The organism is Arthrobacter sp. zg-Y238 (genome assembly GCF_024385525.1).
GTDB lineage: Bacteria > Actinomycetota > Actinomycetes > Actinomycetales > Micrococcaceae > Arthrobacter_B > Arthrobacter_B jinronghuae.
In genome coordinates, this window is sequence record NZ_JANFLU010000004.1 from 202,794 (window position 1) to 223,350 (window position 20,557).

Annotated in this window: 21 protein-coding genes and 1 tRNA gene; 12 read left to right on the forward strand and 10 right to left on the reverse strand. The window is 65.7% G+C overall.

The annotated features are described in order from the left end of the window. Positions 1 to 39: 39 nt before the first annotated feature. From NNX38_RS04650 to NNX38_RS04665, 4 genes are all read right to left on the reverse strand, one after another. On the reverse strand, positions 40 to 1,005 hold the full coding sequence (locus NNX38_RS04650; RefSeq protein ID WP_255796963.1) for an NUDIX hydrolase: 966 nt from the start codon (positions 1,003 to 1,005) through the stop codon (positions 40 to 42). Then, a complete protein-coding gene (locus NNX38_RS04655) occupies positions 1,005 to 3,230 on the reverse strand; it encodes an RNA degradosome polyphosphate kinase (protein ID WP_255796964.1) in 2,226 nt (741 codons plus the stop codon). The genes NNX38_RS04650 and NNX38_RS04655 overlap by 1 nt, the downstream gene beginning before the upstream one ends. Positions 3,231 to 3,320: 90 nt before the next feature. Beyond that, positions 3,321 to 4,310 (reverse strand): mycothiol synthase, encoded by a 990-nt coding sequence (gene mshD / locus NNX38_RS04660; protein WP_255796965.1) that lies wholly within the window; start codon positions 4,308 to 4,310, stop codon positions 3,321 to 3,323. A gap of 62 nt (positions 4,311 to 4,372) precedes the next feature. Continuing rightward, entirely contained in the window at positions 4,373 to 5,077 is a 705-nt protein-coding gene (locus NNX38_RS04665; protein WP_255796966.1) for a response regulator transcription factor, read from the reverse strand. Positions 5,078 to 5,270: 193 nt separating this feature from the next. Between NNX38_RS04665 and NNX38_RS04670 the strand changes: the two genes are divergently transcribed. The 4 genes from NNX38_RS04670 (at position 5,271) to NNX38_RS04685 (ending at position 8,489) form a co-directional block, all read left to right on the forward strand. Continuing rightward, complete coding sequence (locus NNX38_RS04670) at positions 5,271 to 5,963, forward strand: hypothetical protein (RefSeq protein WP_255796967.1); 693 nt, start codon at positions 5,271 to 5,273, stop codon at positions 5,961 to 5,963. 315 nt (positions 5,964 to 6,278) lie between these two features. Beyond that, a complete protein-coding gene (locus NNX38_RS04675; RefSeq protein ID WP_255796968.1) occupies positions 6,279 to 6,878 on the forward strand; it encodes an FABP family protein in 600 nt (199 codons plus the stop codon). A 61-nt stretch (positions 6,879 to 6,939) separates the two neighbouring features. Further along, the gene (locus tag NNX38_RS04680) at positions 6,940 to 8,031 is read left to right on the forward strand and encodes a folate-binding protein YgfZ (protein ID WP_255796969.1); all 1,092 of its coding nucleotides are present in this window, start codon (positions 6,940 to 6,942) and stop codon (positions 8,029 to 8,031) included. 56 nt (positions 8,032 to 8,087) lie between these two features. After that, positions 8,088 to 8,489 (forward strand): ankyrin repeat domain-containing protein, encoded by a 402-nt coding sequence (locus NNX38_RS04685; protein ID WP_255796970.1) that lies wholly within the window; start codon positions 8,088 to 8,090, stop codon positions 8,487 to 8,489. 16 nt (positions 8,490 to 8,505) lie between these two features. Here NNX38_RS04685 and NNX38_RS04690 read toward each other — a convergent pair whose 3' ends face one another. From NNX38_RS04690 to NNX38_RS04710, 5 genes are all read right to left on the reverse strand, one after another. Next, on the reverse strand, positions 8,506 to 9,222 hold the full coding sequence (locus NNX38_RS04690; protein ID WP_255796971.1) for a GNAT family N-acetyltransferase: 717 nt from the start codon (positions 9,220 to 9,222) through the stop codon (positions 8,506 to 8,508). A 149-nt stretch (positions 9,223 to 9,371) separates the two neighbouring features. After that, entirely contained in the window at positions 9,372 to 10,403 is a 1,032-nt protein-coding gene (locus tag NNX38_RS04695; protein ID WP_255796972.1) for a 6-phosphofructokinase, read from the reverse strand. A gap of 71 nt (positions 10,404 to 10,474) precedes the next feature. Then, a complete protein-coding gene (locus NNX38_RS04700) occupies positions 10,475 to 10,717 on the reverse strand; it encodes a PspC domain-containing protein (protein ID WP_255796973.1) in 243 nt (80 codons plus the stop codon). 76 nt (positions 10,718 to 10,793) lie between these two features. Beyond that, positions 10,794 to 11,180: a hypothetical protein gene (locus NNX38_RS04705; protein ID WP_255796974.1), complete on the reverse strand. Its 387-nt coding sequence runs from the start codon at positions 11,178 to 11,180 to the stop codon at positions 10,794 to 10,796. Between the two features lie 2 nt (positions 11,181 to 11,182). Beyond that, entirely contained in the window at positions 11,183 to 12,679 is a 1,497-nt protein-coding gene (locus NNX38_RS04710) for a PspC domain-containing protein (RefSeq protein WP_255796975.1), read from the reverse strand. A gap of 134 nt (positions 12,680 to 12,813) precedes the next feature. Between NNX38_RS04710 and NNX38_RS04715 the strand changes: the two genes are divergently transcribed. Both NNX38_RS04715 and NNX38_RS04720 read left to right on the forward strand, forming a co-directional pair. Beyond that, positions 12,814 to 14,217 (forward strand): ATP-binding protein, encoded by a 1,404-nt coding sequence (locus tag NNX38_RS04715; protein WP_255796976.1) that lies wholly within the window; start codon positions 12,814 to 12,816, stop codon positions 14,215 to 14,217. Continuing rightward, the gene (locus NNX38_RS04720; RefSeq protein ID WP_255796977.1) at positions 14,214 to 14,876 is read left to right on the forward strand and encodes a response regulator transcription factor; all 663 of its coding nucleotides are present in this window, start codon (positions 14,214 to 14,216) and stop codon (positions 14,874 to 14,876) included. Before NNX38_RS04715 ends, NNX38_RS04720 begins: the two co-directional genes overlap by 4 nt. Positions 14,877 to 14,882: 6 nt before the next feature. Here NNX38_RS04720 and NNX38_RS04725 read toward each other — a convergent pair whose 3' ends face one another. Then, on the reverse strand, positions 14,883 to 16,103 hold the full coding sequence (locus NNX38_RS04725; protein WP_255796978.1) for a pyridoxal phosphate-dependent aminotransferase: 1,221 nt from the start codon (positions 16,101 to 16,103) through the stop codon (positions 14,883 to 14,885). Between the two features lie 273 nt (positions 16,104 to 16,376). On the opposite strand from NNX38_RS04725, the gene NNX38_RS04730 reads away from it, so the two are divergent. The 6 genes from NNX38_RS04730 to NNX38_RS04755 all read left to right on the forward strand — a co-directional run bounded on the left by NNX38_RS04730 (position 16,377) and on the right by NNX38_RS04755 (position 20,285). After that, a tRNA-Trp gene (locus NNX38_RS04730) sits at positions 16,377 to 16,449 on the forward strand. An 84-nt stretch (positions 16,450 to 16,533) separates the two neighbouring features. Next, complete coding sequence (gene secE, locus NNX38_RS04735; RefSeq protein ID WP_229950040.1) at positions 16,534 to 16,815, forward strand: preprotein translocase subunit SecE; 282 nt, start codon at positions 16,534 to 16,536, stop codon at positions 16,813 to 16,815. A gap of 96 nt (positions 16,816 to 16,911) precedes the next feature. Next, positions 16,912 to 17,685 carry a transcription termination/antitermination protein NusG gene (gene nusG / locus NNX38_RS04740; RefSeq protein ID WP_255796979.1) on the forward strand — a complete coding sequence of 258 codons (774 nt, stop codon included), beginning with the start codon at positions 16,912 to 16,914 and terminating at the stop codon, positions 17,683 to 17,685. Positions 17,686 to 17,814: 129 nt separating this feature from the next. Then, positions 17,815 to 18,246 carry a 50S ribosomal protein L11 gene (rplK, locus tag NNX38_RS04745; protein WP_229950038.1) on the forward strand — a complete coding sequence of 144 codons (432 nt, stop codon included), beginning with the start codon at positions 17,815 to 17,817 and terminating at the stop codon, positions 18,244 to 18,246. Positions 18,247 to 18,360: 114 nt separating this feature from the next. Beyond that, on the forward strand, positions 18,361 to 19,068 hold the full coding sequence (gene rplA, locus NNX38_RS04750; RefSeq protein ID WP_227918778.1) for a 50S ribosomal protein L1: 708 nt from the start codon (positions 18,361 to 18,363) through the stop codon (positions 19,066 to 19,068). A gap of 122 nt (positions 19,069 to 19,190) precedes the next feature. Next, positions 19,191 to 20,285 carry a GNAT family N-acetyltransferase gene (locus NNX38_RS04755; protein WP_255796980.1) on the forward strand — a complete coding sequence of 365 codons (1,095 nt, stop codon included), beginning with the start codon at positions 19,191 to 19,193 and terminating at the stop codon, positions 20,283 to 20,285. Positions 20,286 to 20,557 lie beyond the last annotated feature (272 nt).

The following is a 20,557-nucleotide window of genomic DNA, read 5'->3' on the forward strand; positions in this document are numbered from 1 at the left end:
GAATGCGAGGCGTGCCACAACGGCACCGGGCGGCCGGAGCTAGTCGTCGAAGGCCCGGTATTTTTCCAGCGAAACGATCCGGCCCTCATCCGCGCTGCTCACCTGGCAGATCACGGACTCGCCGGGTGCCAGGTACGGGTCCTTGGCCGGCAGGCCTGCGGCCATGTCCACGGGCATGTGTCCCGCCAGCACGTCAAAGACCAGGGGCAGCACCGGCCGATGCGTGCACACCGCCACGGGTTTGGCCTTGTCGAACAAGCCCTCAACGGCGTTCCGGGCCTTGCCTGGCTTGCGCTTGGCACTGTGCTCGGTAAGCGCGTCAACCGTCTTGAACTTGGTGCCTTCCGCCTTCACGTACGGGCGGACGGTCTGCACGCAGCGCACCCAGGGACTGGAAACCACCCGTTTCGGCCGCCAGGCCACCAGCAGCCGCGAGACCGCCATGGCCTGCCGCAGGCCCGTGGCTACCAACGGACGTTCGCCCTCTGCCCGGGTCCACGCGGACCGGGGCTTGGCCTTGGCATGCCGGACAACGATCAGCGGCCAGGTCCTCAGCCGCTGCTCGTTCCAGGCCGCCACCAGTTCCATCAGCGGCAGTTTGTCCGTGGGGTTGGTAAGTGCTTCGGCGGCTTCCTCCGGAGTGCACCAGCGTGTGCCGTCCACTTCCTTGCCGTCCGGCCGTGCCTTGTCCGAGTCCACATGGGAGGCCCAGTAATGCACCATCTTCATGCCCGAAGCCACCGGGTAAAGCGTGGAGGGCAGCGGAATGCCCAGGCTGATCCTCAGGCCCACTTCCTCACGGACTTCCCGCACGGCGCATTCCGGGGTGGTTTCGCCGACGTCGAGCTTGCCCTTGGGCCAGGACCAGTCGTCATACCGGGGGCGGTGGATCATGAGGACCTGCAGTTTGCCCTCCCGCTCGCGCCAGCACAGGGCGCCCGCCGCCACTACTTTGACCGGGGTGTCCTGGACTGGAGCGGCGGCGGGGGACTGAATTGCTTCCATCAGCGCCGGGCCACGGAACGCTGGCGGGAACGGGAGGCCAGCAGCCAGGACTGCACGTCCTGCAGTGCGTTGCCTTCCTCGTCCTTGCTGTGGCGGATCCAGGTGCCTTCCGGGTCCAGATGCCAACTCGCCGTGCCGGGGTCCATGTACCGGTCCATCAGGGCGATCAGATCGGCGACGTCGTCGCGGGCCACCAGCTGGACCAGGGCCTCCACCCGGCGGTCCAGGTTGCGGTGCATCATGTCCGCGGATCCGATGAAGACCACCGGGTCTCCGCCGTTGGCGAAGGCGAACACCCGGGAGTGTTCCAGGAAGCGGCCCAGCACCGAGCGTACGGTGATGTTCTCGCTCAGGCCGGGTACGCCCGGACGGACCGAGCAGATACCGCGGACAATGACGTCCACCTGGACCCCCGCCTGGGAGGCACGGTAGAGGGAGTCGATGATCGCCTCGTCCACCATGGAGTTGACCTTGATGATCACCCTTGCGGCGAGGCCGGCCTTCTTGTTCGCAATCTCGCGCTCAATCCGGTCAATCAGTCCGGACCGGACCGAGCGCGGAGCCACGAGCAGCCGCTTGAAAGTGGACTTCGGCGCGTAGCCGGAGAGCTGGTTGAACAGCTTCGTCAGGTCCTCGCCCACCTGCTCATTGGCGGTGAGCAGGCCCAGATCCTCGTAGTAGCGGGCGGTGCGCGGATGGTAGTTGCCCGTGCCGATGTGGCAGTAGCGGCGCAGCCCGTCCACTTCCTGCCGGACCACCAGGGACAGCTTGCAGTGCGTCTTCAGGCCCACGATGCCGTACACCACGTGCACGCCGGCCTGCTCGAGCTTGCGTGCCCAGGAAATGTTGGCCTGTTCGTCGAACCGGGCCTTGATTTCCACCAGTGCCAGGACCTGCTTGCCGGCCTCGGCGGCGTCGATCAGGGCGTCAACGATGGGCGAATCGCCGGAGGTGCGGTACAGCGTCTGCTTGATCGCCTGCACCCGGGGATCGGCGGCGGCCTGCTCCAGGAACGCCTGCACGGATGTCGAGAAGGAATCGTACGGATGGTGCAGGAGGATGTCCCGACGGCGCATGGCCGCGAACACGTTTGCCGGCTTGGAAGTCTCGGACTCCTTCAGGTGGCGGTTGGTGTGCGGCACCTGCTTGGGGTAGTGCAGGTCCGGCCGGTCGATCCGGCTGATCGGGGAAAGGCCGCGGAGGTCCAGCGGCGCGGGAAGGACGTAGACCTCGTCCGATTCCACGCCCAGCTCGCGTTCGAGCAGTTCCCGGATATTCGGGTTCATCTCCGGGGTGACTTCCAGGCGCACGGGAGGACCGAAGCGGCGGCGCAGCAGCTCCTTTTCCAGGGCCTGCAGGAGGTTCTCGGCGTCGTCCTCTTCCACCTCGAGGTCTTCGTTGCGGGTGACGCGGAAGGTGTAGTGCTCAATAACGTCCATGCCCGGGAAGAGCTGGTCCAGGTGCTGGGCAATGATGTCTTCCAGCGCGATGAACCGGGCCGTGCGCCCCGCCACGTTGCCCGCGCGGGGGCCGTCCACGGAGATGAGGCGGGGGAGCTGGTCCGGAACCTTTACGCGTGCAAAGAATTCCTTGCCGCTGACCGGGTTGCGGACCACCACTGCCAGATTCAGGGAGAGGCCGGAAATGTAAGGGAAGGGGTGTGCCGGGTCCACGGCAAGGGGGGTCAGGATGGGGAAGACCTTCGCCGCGAACTGCTTGTGCAGGCTCGCCTTGGCGGCGTCGTCCAGCTCGTCCCAGCTGACCAGGTAGATATGCTCTTCCGCCAGGGCCGGCCGGATCTGGCTGGCAAAGACGTCCGCATGGCGCTGCTGCAGCCGGTAGCCCGCTGCCACGATTTCCTCGAGCTGTTCGATCGGGCTCTGGCCTGCAGCGGAGGGGACCGCCAAACCGGTGGCAATGCGGCGCTTGAGGCCGGCAACCCGGACCATGAAGAACTCGTCGAGGTTGGAGGCGAAGATGGACAGGAAGTTCACCCGTTCCAACAGGTACAGCTCAGGGTCTTCGGCGAGTTCCAGGACCCTGGCGTTGAAATGCAGCCAGCTGATCTCCCGGTCCAGGAACCGTTCCGGCGTGATATCTCCGCTCGGAACAAGGGCAGGGCCGAAGTCCGGGATGTCGATGCGGTCCTGGGTGGCCCGCGGTGCCGACATCGCCTCTGCGGACCCGAAGGTCGAGCGGGGCTCTGCGTCGGTATCGAAACTCATAGTGTCTCCCTGAGGTGCTGGCGGCGGATCAGGGCAGGCGTTACGGGCGGACCGCCTGGCCCTGCAAACAACATTACAAGCTGCGCAGCCCTATGCGGGTGCGTACATCACGTCCTGGTCCCAGCGGACGAAGCCGAGCCGGCGGTACAGGGCGACGGCGGCGGTGTTGTCGGCGTCGACGTACAGCATGACGGCATCCAGTCCCGCGGCGTGGAGATGCTGGATTCCGGCTACCGTCAGGGCTTTGCCCAGTCCCCGGCCCTGCGCCTCGGGGCTGACGCCGACCACATACACCTCGCCGATGGGCGGGTGCCCGCCGGTGCCGGGGTGGACCTTGGTCCAGTGGAAACCGAGGATCGTGCCTTCGTCGTCCACGGCCAGGAGGAAACCGGCCGGGTCAAACCAGTCCTCGTCCATGCGGGCCTGCAGATCGGCAAGGCTCATGGACCCCTGCTCCGGGTGGTGGGCAAAGGCGGCGGCGTTGACGTCCAGCCAGGCCTGCTCATCCTGGCCGGGTTCAAAGGGACGCACCGATACCCCGGCAGGGAACCGGGTTTCGGGCAGCGAGGCATTGGACCGGCTCAGGCGCATCTTCCACAGGTCACGGACGGGACGGTAGCCGAAGCGGGCGGCAAGCTCCACTGCCGCCTCATGGTTTCCATGCGACCAGGCAGCGGGCCGGGGATCGCCGTCGCCCTCGGAGGAGTTGGCCCGCACTGCATCCTGCACTGCCGCGGCAAGGGCCGTGCCGACGCCCTGGTTTCGGTAGTTCGGGTGTACCACCAGTTCCAGCACTCCCGGATCCTGCGGGGTTTCGGATACCAGGACGGCGACGCCGGCCAGCCATTGCCCGCTGCCGGTGTCGGAACCGGAGTCATTGGCGTAGGTGGTGAAGACGGAGAGAGTGTCCGGATCGGCGTCGGGGGAGCGCAGGTCCACGAGTGTCTGCTCGGACAGCGGCGGATTGCCGTCCGAGTCCTGCGCGGCGGACGCCAGCTGCAGGATATCGGCGAGGGCGGCGGGCTCGGGCGTGCCACGGGTCTCGACTACGGGCCAGGCTGTCTGCGGTTCTTCACTCATGCCGAAAGCCTAGCGCGGCTGGTGCCCCTGCGCAGGGCGCGGCGCCGCGGGAAGTACGCCGGTCAGGCGTCCTGGCTGGCGGCTGCCGTGGTTTCCGCCCGCGAGCGGGTGAACCGGTAACCGACATTCCGCACCGTACCGATCAGCGTCTCGTGGTCCGGCCCCAGCTTGGCCCGCAGCCGCCGTACATGGACATCCACGGTCCGGGTGCCGCCGTAGTAGTCGTAGCCCCACACCTCGTGGAGCAGCTGGTCGCGGGTGAAGACGCGGCCGGGATGCTGCGCCAGGTATTTAAGGAGTTCGAACTCCTTATAAGTGAGGTTCAGGGCCGTGCCGTTCACGCGGGCCGTGTAGCTGGCCTCGTCAATAACGACGCCGGAGGCGCGGATCTCGGTTGAAGGAGCCTCGACTGCGCCGGCGCCGCGGGCCGACGCCAGGCGGAGCCGCGCTTCGAGCTCGGCCGGGCCGGCGGAATCGAGGATGACATCGTCAGCGAGCCAGTTGGGGGAGACGGCAGCCATCCCGCCTTCCGTGAGGATAAGGATAAGCGGGGTGCCCAGGCCCGTGGCCTTCAGCAGCTGGGTCAGGGACCGCGCGCCGACGAGATCCCTGCGGGCATCCACCAGGATGACGTCACTGGGATCGGTGTCCAGAAGGGCCGTAGGTTCCGCCGGCACAACGTGGACCTTGTGGTTCAGGAGTTCCAGGGCGGGCAGGACGTTGACCGAGGAACCCGAGCTGTTGGTAAGAAGCAAAATGTGCGACATAGGTCCTCCGAATGTTGGGCGCACACCATCGGGCATTTTCCTTCGCCGATCCGCTTGGCTTGAAGTGATCGAAAGTATACCCATCGAGCTGACGGGCCTGTCGTTTTTCTTCTGGACGCCGTAATAAGGCAGGATAACTAGGGTGAAACTTTGGAGCTTAGCGGTGCCGGCGGCGCTTGCCATTATCGGTATCGTGAGCGCTTCCTACCTGTCCGTGCCCGCGGTGGCCGTGATCAGCGGTCTGGCCGCCGTCCTCACCGGCGTCTGCTGGCCGCACCTGATAGGGGTGCCTGCCCGCAAAACGCAGGGCGCAACCCTGGGCCTGGTAGGCGCAGGCGCAGTGGCGGCAGCGTACTTCGCGCCCGCCGCGGCCATGCTGACCTGGTTGCCGGCCGCCGTCGCCGTAGGCGTCGGAGCGGTCTTCCTGATCCAGCTGCTCCGCGGCACCGGACAGGCGCACCGGCTCGAATCCATCGTCGGCATTATCTCCGGCGTGCTGGTTACTGCCATGGGCTCCGGCTGGGTGGCCGCTGACCGTTTGGCCGGTACCGACGGGAATCCCGGACTCTTAAGCGTGACAGGCAGTGCCGCATTGGCGGCCGCTGCCGTGTCGCTTATTCCGCTCCCGGACCGGATGGCCGCACCGCTGGGCCTGCTGGCCGGCGGCCTGACCTCAGCCCTGGTGGCCCTGGTCGTGGCGGGCGTTTCCTGGCAGGCGGCAGCGTTCAGCGGCGTGGTGATAGCCGCCGTCGTGATGGCCTTCCGCCGGCTGGCGCTTTCCCGCAACGATGCTTCCAATGCTGCGGGACGCCTGGCGCTCGGGCTGGCTCCGGTGGTTACCCTCGGATCCGTGGTCTACTTCCTCGGCCGGCTGCTGATTTCCTAACAGCTGCAAACCGGGGCGTAGGGCGGAGCGTTTGATGTCCTGCCGGGGTTTGGCCCGCAGGTCCCTGTCATGATCGAATGGCGGGAAGGAAACTGTTCCTCCCGCGCGTTAGGATGTAGCCATGGTTGCTCTCGAAATTTTCTTTATTGCCCTGCTGGGCATCACCGGCCTCGCGATGGCCGGATTCGCTGCACTGGTTATCTCCCGCCTGTACAAAGGCCAGAAGTAAACACCGGCCAGAAGTAAACACCCGGAAGAACACCGGCTCCGCCCGCCGGCACCAGCCACCCGTTACACCGAAGGACAGGTTCCACCATGCCAATGGAGATCCCCACCGATCTGACTCCGGAACTGGTACCGCTGTCCTGGCTCCTCGGCACTTGGGAAGGCTCCGGACGGCTGGGTGAGGGTGAAGCTGATTCGGAGCACTTCGCACAGAAGGTCACGTTCACCCAGAACGGCCTGCCGTACCTGCAGTACACCGCGGAAAGCTGGCTCACCGACGAGCAGGGCACCCGCCTGCGGCCGCTGGCCGTCGAGACGGGGTTCTGGGCCCTGGACCGCCCACTGAACGACGCCGACGGCGGCCCCGGCCTGGTTCCGGCGGATATCGTGCCGGCGCTCCGCAGCGCTGACGAGGTCGAAGATCTGCGCAATGACGCCGGTGGTTTCGATATCACCGCCACCATCGTGCACCCCGGAGGCATCGCCGAGCTGTATTACGGGCAGATCAAGGGGCCGCAGATCCAGCTGAGCACCGATGTGGTGATGCGCGGCGTGAACTCCAAGGAGTACTCAGCAGCCACCCGGATCTACGGCCTGGTCAACGGCGACCTTTACTGGCGCTGGGATGTTGCCTCCGAGGGTGAAGCCTTGAAGGCCCATGCCTCGGCAATCCTGAACAAGACCTCCTAAACATCCTCCGGTAAAGCCGGCCGGAGGAATAGGCCCGAGCCGCTAGGACGTTGCACCTGTTATGACGTATTCCAGCCCCCTGCTTTCCCGCCACGGCGCCGTTGAAGCCGGCGGCCTCGACGCCGGTACGGCCTCGCACTACGGCGATCCGCTCCGTGAACAGCGCGATCTTGCACGCGGCAGCGCCGTCGTCGACCTGTCCTTCCGCGGCGTGGTTACCGTTTCGGGCCCCGACCGCCTCAGCTGGCTGAACACGCTGTCCTCCCAGCAGGTGGCGGATCTTCAGCCCGGCGTGAGCTCGGAGCTGCTGCTGCTCAGCGTGCAGGGCCGCATTGACTATGACGCGCGGATCATCGACGACGGCGCCACTTCCTGGCTGCTGGTCGAATCCGCCGAAGCACCGGGCCTGACCGAGTGGCTGCAGCGCATGAAATTTATGCTCCGGGTCGAAATCGCAGACGTCACGGACCAGTGGGCCGTGGCCGGTGCGACGGTCGAGGTGCCGCAGTGGGAGCAGTACCTGCGGTGGACCGATCCCTGGCCGCACATTGGTGCCGGCGGGTTTGCCTACACTGCCGTGCCGGAAGATGCCCACCCCGGGCTTGAGCGGCCCTGGTACGAATACCTGATTCCGCGGGCCGGGTTCGAGGCTGCAATGGACGCCTCCGGGCGCACCCTGGCCGGCTCCATGGCTTCCGAGGCGCTGCGCATTGCCGCCTGGCGGCCGCGGCTGGGAGCGGAGACCGACGAGAAGACCATCCCGCACGAGCTGGACCTGATCCGCACCGCCGTCCATCTGGCCAAGGGCTGCTACAAGGGCCAGGAAACCGTTGCACGGGTCCACAACCTGGGGCACCCGCCCCGCCGGCTGGTGTTCCTGCAGCTGGACGGTTCGCAGCACACCCTCCCGGCCGCCGGCAGCCCGGTAATGCTGGGGGAGCGGCAGGTCGGAACCCTGACCTCCGTCGGTGCCCACTATGAAATGGGCCCCGTGGGCCTGGCAGTGGTGAAGCGGTCCGTGGATCCGTCCGTGCAGCTGGTAGTGAACGACGACGGGGAGCTCTACGCCGCCGCGCAGGAACCCATCGTGGCGCCGGATGCGGGAGCCGTGGTGGGACGTGCCTCGGGCTTCCTGAAGGCACCGCGGCGCTGACCGCAAGCTTCTTTTCCCGATTGACAGCCAGAAGAATCAATACCTCCAGGAGCGCCATGAGCACCCCCGAATCCCGCCCCCAGATCGATGATGACGTTATTGAACTCGCAGGCATGGTTTTTGATGCTGCGCGTGCAGGCGACACCGAAGGGATCCGCCGCTACCTCGACGCCGGCGTGCCCGTGAACCTGACGAACAGCTCGGGAGACAACCTGCTGATGCTGGCCTCGTACCACGGCCACGCGGAGCTGACCGCGCTGCTGGTGGAACGCGGTGCGGACGTCAATACGCAGAATGACCGCGGCCAGACCCCGCTTGCCGGTGCCGCGTTCAAGGGGTACGTAGAGATTTTCCGGATTCTGGCGGAAGCGGGTGCGGATCCCGACGCCGGATCCCCCACCGGGCGGGATACCGCCGGCTTCTTCAAGCGGCAGGAAATGCTGGACCTGCTCGGCTAGGGCGGGTGCGTCGCGCCTAGGCGTTCAGGGCGACGGAGGTGCGGCTTCCGGCGGGGATGAAACCGGACCCGACTGCGGTCCTGGCGGCGCCCACGTTGTCCAGCCGGGCCCGCCACTGGGGGATTAAGCCGCCTGCCATGGCGTCCTCGAGGGCCACCGAACTGATGTAGCTGCCCAGGCCGCGCAGCCGGTGGCCCGGGGCGGTCAGCACGCTCATGTCCGCCAGGATTCCGTCGGTGATGCTGTATCCCGCACCTGCCACAGGGCGCGGTTCGTCCTGGGAATCGTCCACCAGGACAAAGACTTCTTCCTTCTCCGCCAGGCCGGCCTCCGCGACGTCATCCGGAGGACACAGGCGCTCCAGGGCGACCGCGAGAGCGGGTTCGTTGCTGACGGCAAGCTCGTCGAGTGGAATGACGCTCGGGAAAGCGTCAGCGAAAAACAGCTGCTCGGCGCCCAGGACCCGTCCGCCGTGTTCCATGGACATCTGGATAAGCCCTGAATGACGGGTGAGCTGCGCGGCGCTTTGGGTCCTGGCGCGGTCGGCAGCCCATTCGGGGCCGCTGAACACCTCGGCACCGAAAAGGCGCAGGAAGCATGCTGTGTCAGCCTGTTCCTGAACGCTGTAGATGCGTTCGCCGGTGTCCGTTTCCGCCAGGGCATTATCCGCCAGGCCCAGATGGCGGGACCAGGCCAGCTGGATGATCGCGATGGTTCCCGAGTCCAGATTCATGGTTTTCAACCTACACCGCGGCATGCACACGCATGCAAACGCCCTGCCGAAGCATACGGAATCCTCAGCAAATACACAGCATGCCTGACGGAATCGGTACGCCGACGGCAGGGCGCGGCAGACGGCGGGCGGGCAGAACCCGGCCCCGCCTAGCCGAAGAGGATGGCGGCCTCGTCGTAGCGGTGCTCGGGAACGGTCTTCAGATTGCCGAGGGCCTTTTCGAAGCCCACATGGACAATGTCCGTACCGTGCAGCGACACCATGGTTCCCCACAGGCTGTCCACCACCGAATCCACCGCGGCCATGCCCAGGCGGGTGGCAAGGACCCGGTCGTAGGCCGTTGGTACACCGCCGCGCTGGATATGGCCAAGAACCGTGGCACGGGTTTCAATGCCGGTCCGCGCCTCGATCTCGGGGGCCAGCAGTTCGCCGATGCCGCCCAGCCGCGGGCGGCCGAAACTGTCCAGGCCACGCTCCGAGTGCGGCATCTCCATATCCGTGGTGACGAAACCTTCGGCCACAACCACCAGCGGGGCACGGCCGCGGTCGCGGGCATCGCTGACCCACTGGGAAATCTGTTCGATGCTGACCGGGTGCTCGGGAATCAGGATGGCGTGGGCACCGGCTGCCATGCCGGAATGCAGGGCAATCCAGCCCACATGCCGGCCCATGACTTCGGCCACCATGCAGCGGTGGTGGGATTCACCGGTGGTCCGCAGGCGGTCACAGGCCTCCGTGGCAATCTCCACTGCGGTATCGAACCCGAAGGTGTAATCAGTGGCATCAAGATCGTTGTCCACGGTCTTGGGCACGCCGACGATTTTCAGGCCGGCGTCCGTAAGCCGCTGGGCGGCTGCGAGGGTGCCTTCACCGCCAATGGCGATAACGGCGTCGATCCCGAGGCGGTCCAGCGTGGCCTTGATCTTCTCCGGCCCGCCGTTCGGACCTTCAAACGGGTTGGTGCGGGACGTCCCGAGGATCGTCCCGCCCTGCTTGGAAATGCCGCGGACACGGGAGCGGGGCAGGTCCATGATGTCGCCGTCCACCACGCCGCGCCAGCCGTCACGGAAACCGACGAACTCGATGTCCTCGTATTCCTTGATGCCTTTGAGGACGGCACCGCGGATCACTGCGTTCAGCCCGGGGCAGTCCCCTCCGCTGGTGAGGATACCGATCTTCATGTCATTACCCCTGGATCTGCTGGCGGTTGTTAGGTCCTGGCTTTGATTCTAGCCAGCAGATCCGTGGAGGACTAAGCGCGGGGGCTCACCAGGCGCTGCAGGATGATGGTTCCGTCCGTCTTCGGCAGCAGCAGCCATGCCACGACGTATGTGCCCAGGCCTACAAACGGCAGCAGGAAACTGAGGAGGACGCCGATCCGGACCAGGGAAACATCCCACCCGTAGGTTGCGGCAAGGCCGGCGCAGACTCCGCCGACCCAGCCCCTCTGCCTTTTAACCGGGGAGGAGCGCACGATGCTGAAGAACTTTTCCATGTACTAAGCCTTATCTGATGGTGGTGAAATAGGGAAATACCAGTGCCGGTCCGCGGATACGGTGACCGGGTCCGCGTCAGCGGGAGCGGCTGCGCTGAAGGCCGGAAAGGAACCCGCCCAGCAGGAGCGCCAGCCCCGCACCAAGGGTGAGGCAGAGGACCAGCAGGACGGGATCCACCGAAAGGTTGACGGTGTTCACCAGGAGCAGGAGGACGGCCAGGACAGTCAGGACCAGGCCCCACACCACCGTGCCTACCTGCAGTGCGCTGGGCGGAACGGCGTCGGGGGAGTCATGGGTATCCGCCTCCGGTGCAGCGGCGCCGCGGGGAGTCACCGGTCCTGTTTCGGTATTGGCCGGACCCGGGTCTGCGGCTGATGCCGGCGGCACCCCCCGGTCCGGGGCTTCGTAACTTTCAGGCCCGTACTGGCGGCCCAGATAGTCCCTCTCGTTGTCCTGTTCCATGGCTAGAGATCGCTTTCTTCAGTCGTGACGAGTACGTTGCCCGCGAGTCCGCGGACGTCAATGGTGATCCGGTCTCCGTCGGCGCCGTCGTTAAGGGTGCGCTCGTCGGACGGCTGCCACAGTCCGCTGTATTCCCGCCGGTCCGACCCGTCGTTCACCTCGACATTTCCCGCAGCCATGCCGAACCGGATGGTTACCGGCGCATCGTCGGGAACGAGGATGGCGAGGTTCCCGGCGGCGACGCTGGCCGGGACCTCGAAGTTCCCCGAAGTCTCGGTTTCGCGGAGGTCAACTGTCCCGTTGGCGGCGACCACGGTGTAGCCGCCGCCTGCCTGGGCAGCGTCGCGGGGCACCCAGTCCGCATTGCTGGCCACCAACAGGTTGTCGTTGACCATGCTGCCCTGGGTTAGGAGGGAGGCGACGAGTGCTACCACGGCCGCCGTGCCGATCCCGCTGGAGTGCCTGCCGACCACGCCCAGGATCACGATGCCGAGGCCCAGGACGGCCGCGGACGCCGCCAAGGCAACGGAAAGCGGTGCGGCCAGGGCAAGGACGTTGACGTAATCCAGGGCGAGGACCGTTCCACCTGCGAGCAGGGCGGCACCGAACAGGGCCGCGGCGAAGGACCCGGGGGCTCCCGGGACACGCTTTGCCTTAGCGGCGCATTCCGCGTTCTGCTTCGAATCGGGTGCCGGCGACGGAGCCGGTCCGGCGGGGACGGCAAATTCGTGGGGTACAGCAGTGAAGGGGACCGTGCTGCCGGCAGATGGGGAACCGGCCGGGGCGGTGCCGGTGGCGGCATTGCCCGGTTTGGCAAGCGATACGGGCTTCCCGGGGGCTCCGGAAGCGTTGGTAGCCGCGGGAGGAGCGGAGGCGGTGGTTCCCGGGTCGCCGGACGCATCCGCGCCGGTTGCCTGGCCGGAAAGATGGAACCGGCCCTTGCCTGTGGAGAACCAGTACACAGAGGCCACGCCCGCGCCGATCCAGAACAGTGTCCAAACGACGGCGCCGAACCAGCCGTCCGCGCCGAGGAAGGAGGCACCGGGACCGCCCATTCCGAGGATGGCGAAAATGAGTGCTCCGGTCATGCCGGATGTCCAGTCGCCGCGGATCGCTTCTTCGAGATGGATCCGGCCGTCCGGTTCCGGGAGCAGCGCCCAGGCGACTCCGTAAACCAGTAACCCGATACCAAAAGCGCCGAGGACTATGAACAGTCCGCGGACAAGCACGGGGTCCAGCCCGGTGCGTGCCGCGATCCCGGTCGCGACGCCGCCGAACCATCGGTCCCCGCCGCGCGGGATGCCAAGGGATCGGACCCAATGAAAGAAACCGCTGTGGAATCCGCCGGATGACGGTGCGCCGGTTCCTCCCGCGGCTGAACCGGTGTTCGTGGAGCCGCTGCCTGCCGCATGGCTGCCCGCGGGGGCCGGACCATGTTCAGCGGAAGGTTGCGCTGCGGGGTCTGGGGCCCCGGAATCAGGGGATGGGGAAGGGTTCATGCCTCCAGTCTTCTCCGGCCGCAGCCATCCTGCATCAGGGACTACCCTGACCCGCCCCTGAACGGCCCCTGAAGATCGGGAATTATTGCCGTCAGGGCCGGTGTACGGCGGCTTCCCCGTGTTTGGATAGGTCCATGAGAGAACCCTTGGTGCGTCCCCGCGAACGGATCATTGCCGGCGTCTGCGCCGGGCTGGCCGCGCACTTGGGCTGGCCCGTGAAGCTGACCCGGATCGTTATGGCCGTGCTGGTGCTTGGCGCTGGAAGCGGCTTCATCCTCTACGGGTGGCTGTGGATCATGGTTCCCACTCAGGAGGAGCAGGAGAAGAAGGAACAGGTATCCGCCAACCCGCGCAGTATCGCCGAAAACTACGCGAGGCAGCTTCGGGAAGGCGCAGTCCCCACCCCGCAGCCGGGTAAGACCGGGCACCGGGAGGTTGCGGCGGGCCTTGCCCTGCTGCTGGTGGCAGCGGCCTTTATTGCCCAGCGGTTGGGTGCCAACCTGAACTGGGGGCTGTTTGTCCCCGTCGCCGCCATCGCCGGCGGGGCGGTGCTGGCATGGATGCAGCTGGACGAGAGCCGGCGGGCCGGGCTGATGAACAGTGCCGGAGCTGACCGGGCCTCAGGGCTGATCCGCCTGGCGGCGGGCCTCCTGCTGGTGGTCGCCGGTGTGCTGGTAGTGGTCTCGGGCGCGGTGAGCTGGGATGTCCTGATGTCGGGGCTGCTGGCCTCCGCCGCGGTGCTGGCCGGCGTGGCACTGGTGTTCACTCCGTGGGCGATAAAGCACTGGCGGGACCTGGAAGCCGAGCGGTCCGGACGGATTCGGCAGACGGAGCGGGCCGAAATCGCGGCCCACCTGCACGATTCTGTCCTGCAGACTCTGGCCCTGATCCAGAAGCGCGCCGGCTCCGAGCAGGACGTCATCCGCCTTGCCCGCGCCCAGGAAAGGGAGCTGAGGCAGTGGTTGTATTCCGACCGTGCCCGGGCCGAAGACCACCTCGTGGAATGCATGCGCCGGATTGCAGCAGAAATCGAGGACGCCTACGGCCACCCGATTGAGCTGGTGGCAGTCTCGGACGCCGCGCTGGATGAGCGGACTGAAGCTCTGGCCTCCGCTACGCGGGCTGCCATGCTGAATGCCGCCCAGCATGCCGGCGGCACGGTTTCGGTCTATGTTGAATGCAGGCCGGAGCAGCTTGAAGTCTTTGTGCGGGACCGCGGCTCCGGATTCGACCTGGATGCCGTGCCTGCTGACCGGATCGGCGTGCGGGGATCCATCATCGGACGGATGCAGCGTGCAGGGGGCAGTGCGGCTATCCGCAGCACTGCCGACGGCACGGAGGTCCGGCTGGTGCTGCCGCTGCCGAAAGGCACGGAAAACGGTTCCCGTGACGACGTACCCGGGGCAGCAAACAGCACGGGCAACGGCAGCACTGGCAACGGCAGCCCAGGGAACGGCAGTACGGCAGACGCCGGCGCAGCACAGAAGATCCCCTCGACGGATAACCGCGTATCAAGCAACGGAGCACAACCTCAATGACGATCCACCCCTCGCCGCCGATCGACGTCGTCGTGGTTGATGACCATGCCATCTTCCGCTCCGGGCTCCGTGCGGACCTCGACGCCCGCATCAACGTGGTGGCGGAAGCGGACAGCGTCGAAACCGCGGTTGCAGCGATCACGGCCCGGCGTCCCGCCGTCGTTCTCCTCGATGTCCACCTGCCCGGCGGCAACGGCGGCGGCGGAGCGGAAGTGCTGGCGGGGTGCGCCGGGCTGCTGGGAGTGACCCGGTTCCTGGCGCTGAGCGTCTCCGATGCCGCCGAAGACGTGGTCACGGTCATCCGGGCCGGTGCCCGTGGCTACGTCACCAAGACCATTTCGGGTCCGGAGATTTCCGACGCCGTCCTGCGGGTGGCCGGCGGTGACGCGGTGTTCTCGCCGCGCCTGGCGGGATTCGTGCTGGACGCCTTCGGCACGGCGAGCGTGGCTGCAGTGGATGACGAGCTGGACCGCCTCTCGGCCCGTGAGCTCGAGGTCATGCGGCTGATCGCCCGCGGCTACAGCTACAAAGAGGTGGCCCGCGAGCTGTTCATTTCCGTGAAGACGGTGGAAACCCACGTTTCCTCGGTGCTGCGCAAGCTCCAACTCTCCTCACGCCACGAGCTCACCCGCTGGGCCGCGGACCGCCGGCTGCTCTAGCAGTCCTTACCGGCCCTTGCCGAGGAAGTCCTGCAGCCGCTCCATCCCGGTGGCGAGGTCTTCGTCGCCCAGGGCGTAGGAGAGGCGCAGGTAGCCCGAAGGGCCGAAGGCTTCACCCGGAACCACTGCAACCTCAACGGTGTCGAGGATCAGTGCCGCCAGCTCGGCCGAAGTCTGCGGCCGGACGGGGCCTTCCTTGCCCGGGAACTCGCGCCCAAGCAGGCCGCGGACATCCGCATAGGCGTAGAACGCGCCTTCGGGCATGGGGCATTCGACGCCGTCGATCGAGTTCAGGGCCGCCACCATGGCGCGCCGGCGCCGGTCAAAGGCCTGCTTCATTTCGTCCACGGCCGTCAGCGGTCCCGACACAGCGGCCAGTGCGGCCATCTGCGACACGTTGGACACGTTGGAGGACAGGTGGGACTGCAGGTTGGTGGCGGCCTTGATGACGTCAGCCGCAGCAATCATCCAGCCGACCCGCCAGCCGGTCATGGCGTAGGTCTTGGCCACGCCGTTCAGCACCACAACCTTGTCGCCCAGCTCCGGTGCCGCAGTGGCGATCGAGGTGAAGGGCACGCCGTCGTACGTCAGGTGCTCATAGATTTCATCGGTGATGACCCACAGCCCGTTCTCCGCCGCCCAGCGGCCGATTTCGGCCACCTGTTCCGCGGGGTACACGGCACCTGTGGGGTTGGAGGGGGAAACGAAGAGCAGGACCTTGGTGGCTGTGGTGCGGGCGGCCTCAAGCTGCTCGACGCTCACCAGGTAACCCTGATCCGGGCCGGCGAAAACCTCTACCGGAACGCCGCCGGCCAGCCGGATGGCCTCCGGGTACGTGGTCCAGTAGGGGGTGGGAACCAGGACTTCGTCGCCCGGGTTCAGCAGCGTGGCGAAGGATTCGTAGACGGCCTGCTTGCCGCCGTTGGTCACCAGGACCTGGGTCGGGTCGACGGCGTAGCCGGAGTCCCGCAGGGTCTTGGCGGCAATGGCCTTCTTGAGCTCAGGGAGCCCGCCGGCGGGGGAGTAGCGGTGGAAACGCGGCTGGCGCGCGGCGTCGACGGCGGCGTCGACGATGTAGTCCGGGGTGGGGAAATCCGGTTCACCCGCGCCGAAACCGATCACCGGGCGCCCGGCGGCCTTTAATGCCTTGGCCTTGGCATCCACTGCGAGGGTTGCGGACTCGGCAATGGATGAGATGCGCTCTGAAATACGGCCGGTGGAAGACATGGGATTCCCGTCTGGTGTGTGGCGGCGGCTTACGTTGGCCGCGTCGGTCCTGCCGGACGACGGCGGCGTCCCCCCAGTTTAGGCGCTCGGAATCCCCGCCGCAGGTCAGCGCGGCACTCCGTGGACAGGGCCGGTTCGACGGGACGGCAAAGTTTGCGTAGACTGGTTCTTCGGTGGTTGAGCACACCACGCTGCTTTGTGCCTTTCGGTCGGGGAAATAGTCTCCGGTTCGTTGCGGCTACAATGGTGGCGGTAGGGTGAGTTTTCCTCCATAGGGTAGTGGCGCAATTGGTAGCGCAGCGGTCTCCAAAACCGCAGGTTGCAGGTTCGAGTCCTGTCTGCCCTGCGCAGAACTGTCATTTCCGGCAGCTCAGCAGTCCTTCATGGAATGAGCAGTCCCAGCACTTGCTGCGATTGTGAACCGACACAGATGAGTGAGGCGAAGGTGACCGAGACAGCTGCCAGCAGCTCCAAGGGACACCCCTCCAGCGGGCCCAAGAAGCGCGGGTTCTTCGCCGGTATAGCTCTCTTCCTGCGCCAGGTGATTGCCGAGCTGAAAAAGGTGGTCACCCCCACCCGCAAGGAACTGCTGAGGTACACCCTCGTTGTCCTCGCGTTCGTGATGGTGATGATGCTTATCGTTACGGCTCTCGACTTTGCCTTTGGCAAGGGCGCACTGTGGATCTTCGGCTCGGGCGGCGGCGAAAGCTAGCCAGAGACCTAAGGTTCCGTCCGCTGGACGTTGAACCGGAGACCATGAGCTAGTGACAAACCCGATAGTGCTCTGAAGAAGAAAGCAGGAATCTACGTGTCCGAGCAAGAACTCGAATCACAGATCAATGACAACGCTGATCTGGATACCGAGGATCAGATGGCCGCAGCCGACGTCGACGAGGCGCCCGCTGCTGTTGATGCTTCGGCAGACGAAGAAATCGCATCCGAAGAGGCTGCCGATTCCGCAGAAGACGCTGAGCCCGAGGAAGATCCGGCTGTTGCCTTCAAGGCAAAGCTGCGCCGCCAGGAGGGTGACTGGTACGTCATCCACTCCTACGCCGGCTACGAAAACCGCGTGAAGTCCAACCTTGAGACCCGCATCCAGACCCTGGACATGGAAGAGGATATCTTCGAAATCCAGGTCCCGATGGAAGAAGTCGTCGAGATCAAGAACACCACGCGGAAGATCGTCAACCGCGTCCGCATTCCCGGCTACGTCCTGGTGCGCATGAACCTCACCGACGAGTCCTGGGGCGTTGTCCGGCACACTCCCGGCGTCACCGGCTTCGTGGGCAACGCCCACAACCCGACTCCGCTGAGCCTTTCCGAGGTGTACTCGATGCTCGAGCACACCATCGTTTCCCCGAAGACCGAGGCCGGCAAGCCCGCACAGCAGCAGTCCTCCAACATTGCCGTTGACTTCGAGATCGGCGAGCCCGTAACGGTCAACGAAGGCCCGTTCGAAACGCTCCAGGCCACGATCTCCGAGATCAAGCCCGAATCCCAGCAGCTGGTGGTCCTCGTGACCATCTTCGAGCGTGAAACGCCGGTAACCCTCGGCTTCGGCCAGGTCACCAAGCTCCAGTAGCTTATAGATTTCGCTGTCCGCAGGTCCGCTTTAACCTGCAGGCAGCGTCCGGCCGCCAAGCCATGGCGGCCACCACCCCGGACGGACGCTCCTGTCCTTCGGGAACATAATTTAGAGAAGGACCCTTTCATGGCCCCCAAGAAAAAGGTCACCGGCCTCATCAAGCTGCAGATCAACGCAGGTGCCGCCAACCCGGCTCCTCCGATTGGTCCGGCACTTGGCCAGCACGGTGTCAACATCATGGAATTCTGCAAGCAGTACAACGCTGCAACGGAATCCCAGCGCGGCAACGTTATCCCGGTGGAAATCACCGTCTACGAAGACCGTTCCTTCACCTTCATCACGAAGACTCCTCCGGCTGCACAGCTGATCAAGAAGGCTGCCGGTGTTGCCAAGGGTTCCGCGACCCCGCACACCTCCAAGGTTGCCAACCTGACCCAGGCTCAGGTCGAAGAGATCGCCACCATGAAGATGGAAGACCTCAACGCCAACGATGTTCAGGCAGCTGCCAAGATCATCGCCGGCACCGCCCGTTCGATGGGCATCACGGTACAGGGCTAAGTCCCCGTACTCGTTTCACAATTCACATAACTGCCGCCGCCCCTGACGGGCGACGGCGCGTGGCAGGGCCCGGCGCGGTCCGACAGACCACAACTGCACAAGGAGAAAAAGCAGATGGCAAAGCGCAGCAAAGCATATGAAGCAGCTGCAGCCAAGATCGATGCGGACAAGCTGTACGCACCGGTCGAGGCTGTAGAGCTGGCGAAGGACACCAATCCTTCCAAGTTCGACGCAACCGTTGAGGTGGCTTTCCGCCTGGGCGTTGACCCCCGTAAGGCTGACCAGATGGTCCGCGGCACGGTCAACCTGCCCCACGGCACCGGCAAGACGGCCCGCGTCCTCGTTTTCGCAACCGGCGAGAAGGCTGAAGCAGCAATCGCTGCCGGCGCCGACTTCGTTGGTTCCGATGACATGATCGAAAAGGTTGCAGCAGGCTGGACCGACTTCGACGCCGCAGTGGCTACCCCGGACATGATGGGCAAGGTCGGCCGCCTGGGCCGCGTGCTCGGCCCGCGTAACCTCATGCCGAACCCGAAGACCGGTACGGTTACCCCGAACGTGGCGAAGGCTGTCACGGACATCAAGGGTGGCAAGATCGACTTCCGCGTCGACAAGCACTCCAACCTGCACTTCATCATCGGCAAGGTGTCCTTCGACGCCCAGAAGCTGGCTGAGAACTACGCAGCAGCACTGGAAGAGGTCCTTCGCCTCAAGCCGTCGGCAGCCAAGGGCCGCTACATCTCCAAGGCGACCGTGTCCACCACGTTCGGCCCGAGCATCAGCGTTGACCCGAACGTCACCAAGGTTCTCGCCGACGCATAGTCAGCAGTAGTACCTGGGGATTCTTCCCCAAAGAGCGGTCGCAGCCTTAGGCTGGGGCCGCTCTTTTTGTTTCCGGGCGTCAGCTTTTGGTCCCGGGGAGTCCGTACGGCAGGATGTGGTCCATGACACAAACTCCGGTCTCCACTGACCAGATTGCCGTTCCGGACAGCCTGGACGCACCGGGGGCGGAGGATTTTCTCACCGTTGCCGAGCTGCTGAATGCCCAGCTGCGCGAGTTCTGGGGCAATGACGACTTCTACGGCCCGCCGCAGGCCCAGCTGGCGGGCCGGCGCAGCACGGAAACCCGTCGGCGCGAGATCCTGGCTGCCCGTACCGGGAGGGGGCCCGGGGGACCGATCGTGGGTGTGGCCCTGGTCAACCTGCCGCTTACGGACAACCTCCATACCGGGACCGTCAACGTGGTCGTGGCTCCTTCGGCCCGCCGCCAAGGGGTCGGGACACAGCTCTATGCCGCAGCCGAAAAGCTGGCAGCGGCGGATAACCGCCGGATGCTGATGGCGGAGACGGACCATCTCCTATCCAGTGACACGGCTGGACCGGTCACCGGCGCGGTGCCAACGATCCCGCAGGACGCCGCAGCCGCATTTGCCACAGGGCTCGGATTCCGGCTGGAGTTGGTGGACCGGATCAGCCGGCTCGAGCTGGGAAGCACTGCCGCCGGTGCAGCTGTGCTGCAGCAGGCCGGGGCGGCCGCGGGTGCAGGGTACGAACTCGAGTTCTGGAGCGGCGCCTGTCCGGAGGACCTCGTGGAGGCCTACGCGCGGCTGCGGCAGAAGATGAGCACCGATGCACCAATGGGCGGGCTGGACCTTGCGGAAGAAGCCTGGGATGAAGCCCGGGTGCGGGAAGCCGAGGGCCTGGCCCGCGACATGGACGCCGAGGTGCTGGTCAGCGCCGTCCGGCATGTTGCCACCGGTGAACTTGCCGGCCACACCGTCCTGGAGGTTTTCCGCAACAACCCCGCCGTGGTTTACCAGGACGACACCCTGGTTCTGGAAAGCCACCGGGGGAACCGGCTGGGCATGCTGCTCAAGGCAGCGAACCTGGTCCGCCTCCGGGAAGTGGTTCCCGAAGCCCTCCGGGTCTACACCTGGAACGCCGAGGAAAACCGCCACATGCTCTCCATTAACGAGCAGCTGGGGTTCCGGGCCATCGGGTACTCCGGGGAGTGGCAAAAGGAGCTGTCCGCCCGCTGACATCCGGGTGCGGCTGCAGACCGTCCAGACCCCGGCAGGGGATTTGTTCCCTGCCGGATTCTCCCGTACTCTGGAACTACCAAAGACCGTCGGTCGATGTGCATTCAATCCCACCGTAAGGCTGAACCTTCAGCCCTCCACGTGTGGAACCCGGTTGGAGAAACATCCGAAAGTCCCTTGATAGGGCGGCCTGCGCAGGTGAACGAACTGAACTCCGGAACCCAGTGTGTCCGTAGAGTGAAGCCCCGTGCATCTGCCCGGGGCGTTTTTTA

What these genes read in the sequence shown, in the direction of transcription:
- NNX38_RS04655 (WP_255796964.1), bottom strand. Translation starts at nt 3,230, where the DNA reads ATGAGTTTCGATACCGACGCAGAGCCCCGCTCGACCTTCGGGTCCGCA.
- NNX38_RS04650 (WP_255796963.1), bottom strand. Translation starts at nt 1,005, where the DNA reads ATGGAAGCAATTCAGTCCCCCGCCGCCGCTCCAGTCCAGGACACCCCG.
- NNX38_RS04720 (WP_255796977.1), top strand. Translation starts at nt 14,214, where the DNA reads ATGACGATCCACCCCTCGCCGCCGATCGACGTCGTCGTGGTTGATGAC.
- secE (WP_229950040.1), top strand. Translation starts at nt 16,534, where the DNA reads ATGAGTGAGGCGAAGGTGACCGAGACAGCTGCCAGCAGCTCCAAGGGA.
- NNX38_RS04690 (WP_255796971.1), bottom strand. Translation starts at nt 9,222, where the DNA reads ATGAATCTGGACTCGGGAACCATCGCGATCATCCAGCTGGCCTGGTCC.
- NNX38_RS04715 (WP_255796976.1), top strand. Translation starts at nt 12,814, where the DNA reads ATGAGAGAACCCTTGGTGCGTCCCCGCGAACGGATCATTGCCGGCGTC.
- NNX38_RS04665 (WP_255796966.1), bottom strand. Translation starts at nt 5,077, where the DNA reads ATGTCGCACATTTTGCTTCTTACCAACAGCTCGGGTTCCTCGGTCAAC.
- NNX38_RS04685 (WP_255796970.1), top strand. Translation starts at nt 8,088, where the DNA reads ATGAGCACCCCCGAATCCCGCCCCCAGATCGATGATGACGTTATTGAA.
- NNX38_RS04680 (WP_255796969.1), top strand. Translation starts at nt 6,940, where the DNA reads ATGACGTATTCCAGCCCCCTGCTTTCCCGCCACGGCGCCGTTGAAGCC.
- NNX38_RS04710 (WP_255796975.1), bottom strand. Translation starts at nt 12,679, where the DNA reads ATGAACCCTTCCCCATCCCCTGATTCCGGGGCCCCAGACCCCGCAGCG.
- NNX38_RS04755 (WP_255796980.1), top strand. Translation starts at nt 19,191, where the DNA reads ATGACACAAACTCCGGTCTCCACTGACCAGATTGCCGTTCCGGACAGC.
- NNX38_RS04700 (WP_255796973.1), bottom strand. Translation starts at nt 10,717, where the DNA reads ATGGAAAAGTTCTTCAGCATCGTGCGCTCCTCCCCGGTTAAAAGGCAG.
- NNX38_RS04725 (WP_255796978.1), bottom strand. Translation starts at nt 16,103, where the DNA reads ATGTCTTCCACCGGCCGTATTTCAGAGCGCATCTCATCCATTGCCGAG.
- NNX38_RS04695 (WP_255796972.1), bottom strand. Translation starts at nt 10,403, where the DNA reads ATGAAGATCGGTATCCTCACCAGCGGAGGGGACTGCCCCGGGCTGAAC.
- rplA (WP_227918778.1), top strand. Translation starts at nt 18,361, where the DNA reads ATGGCAAAGCGCAGCAAAGCATATGAAGCAGCTGCAGCCAAGATCGAT.
- mshD (WP_255796965.1), bottom strand. Translation starts at nt 4,310, where the DNA reads ATGAGTGAAGAACCGCAGACAGCCTGGCCCGTAGTCGAGACCCGTGGC.
- NNX38_RS04675 (WP_255796968.1), top strand. Translation starts at nt 6,279, where the DNA reads ATGCCAATGGAGATCCCCACCGATCTGACTCCGGAACTGGTACCGCTG.
- rplK (WP_229950038.1), top strand. Translation starts at nt 17,815, where the DNA reads ATGGCCCCCAAGAAAAAGGTCACCGGCCTCATCAAGCTGCAGATCAAC.
- NNX38_RS04705 (WP_255796974.1), bottom strand. Translation starts at nt 11,180, where the DNA reads ATGGAACAGGACAACGAGAGGGACTATCTGGGCCGCCAGTACGGGCCT.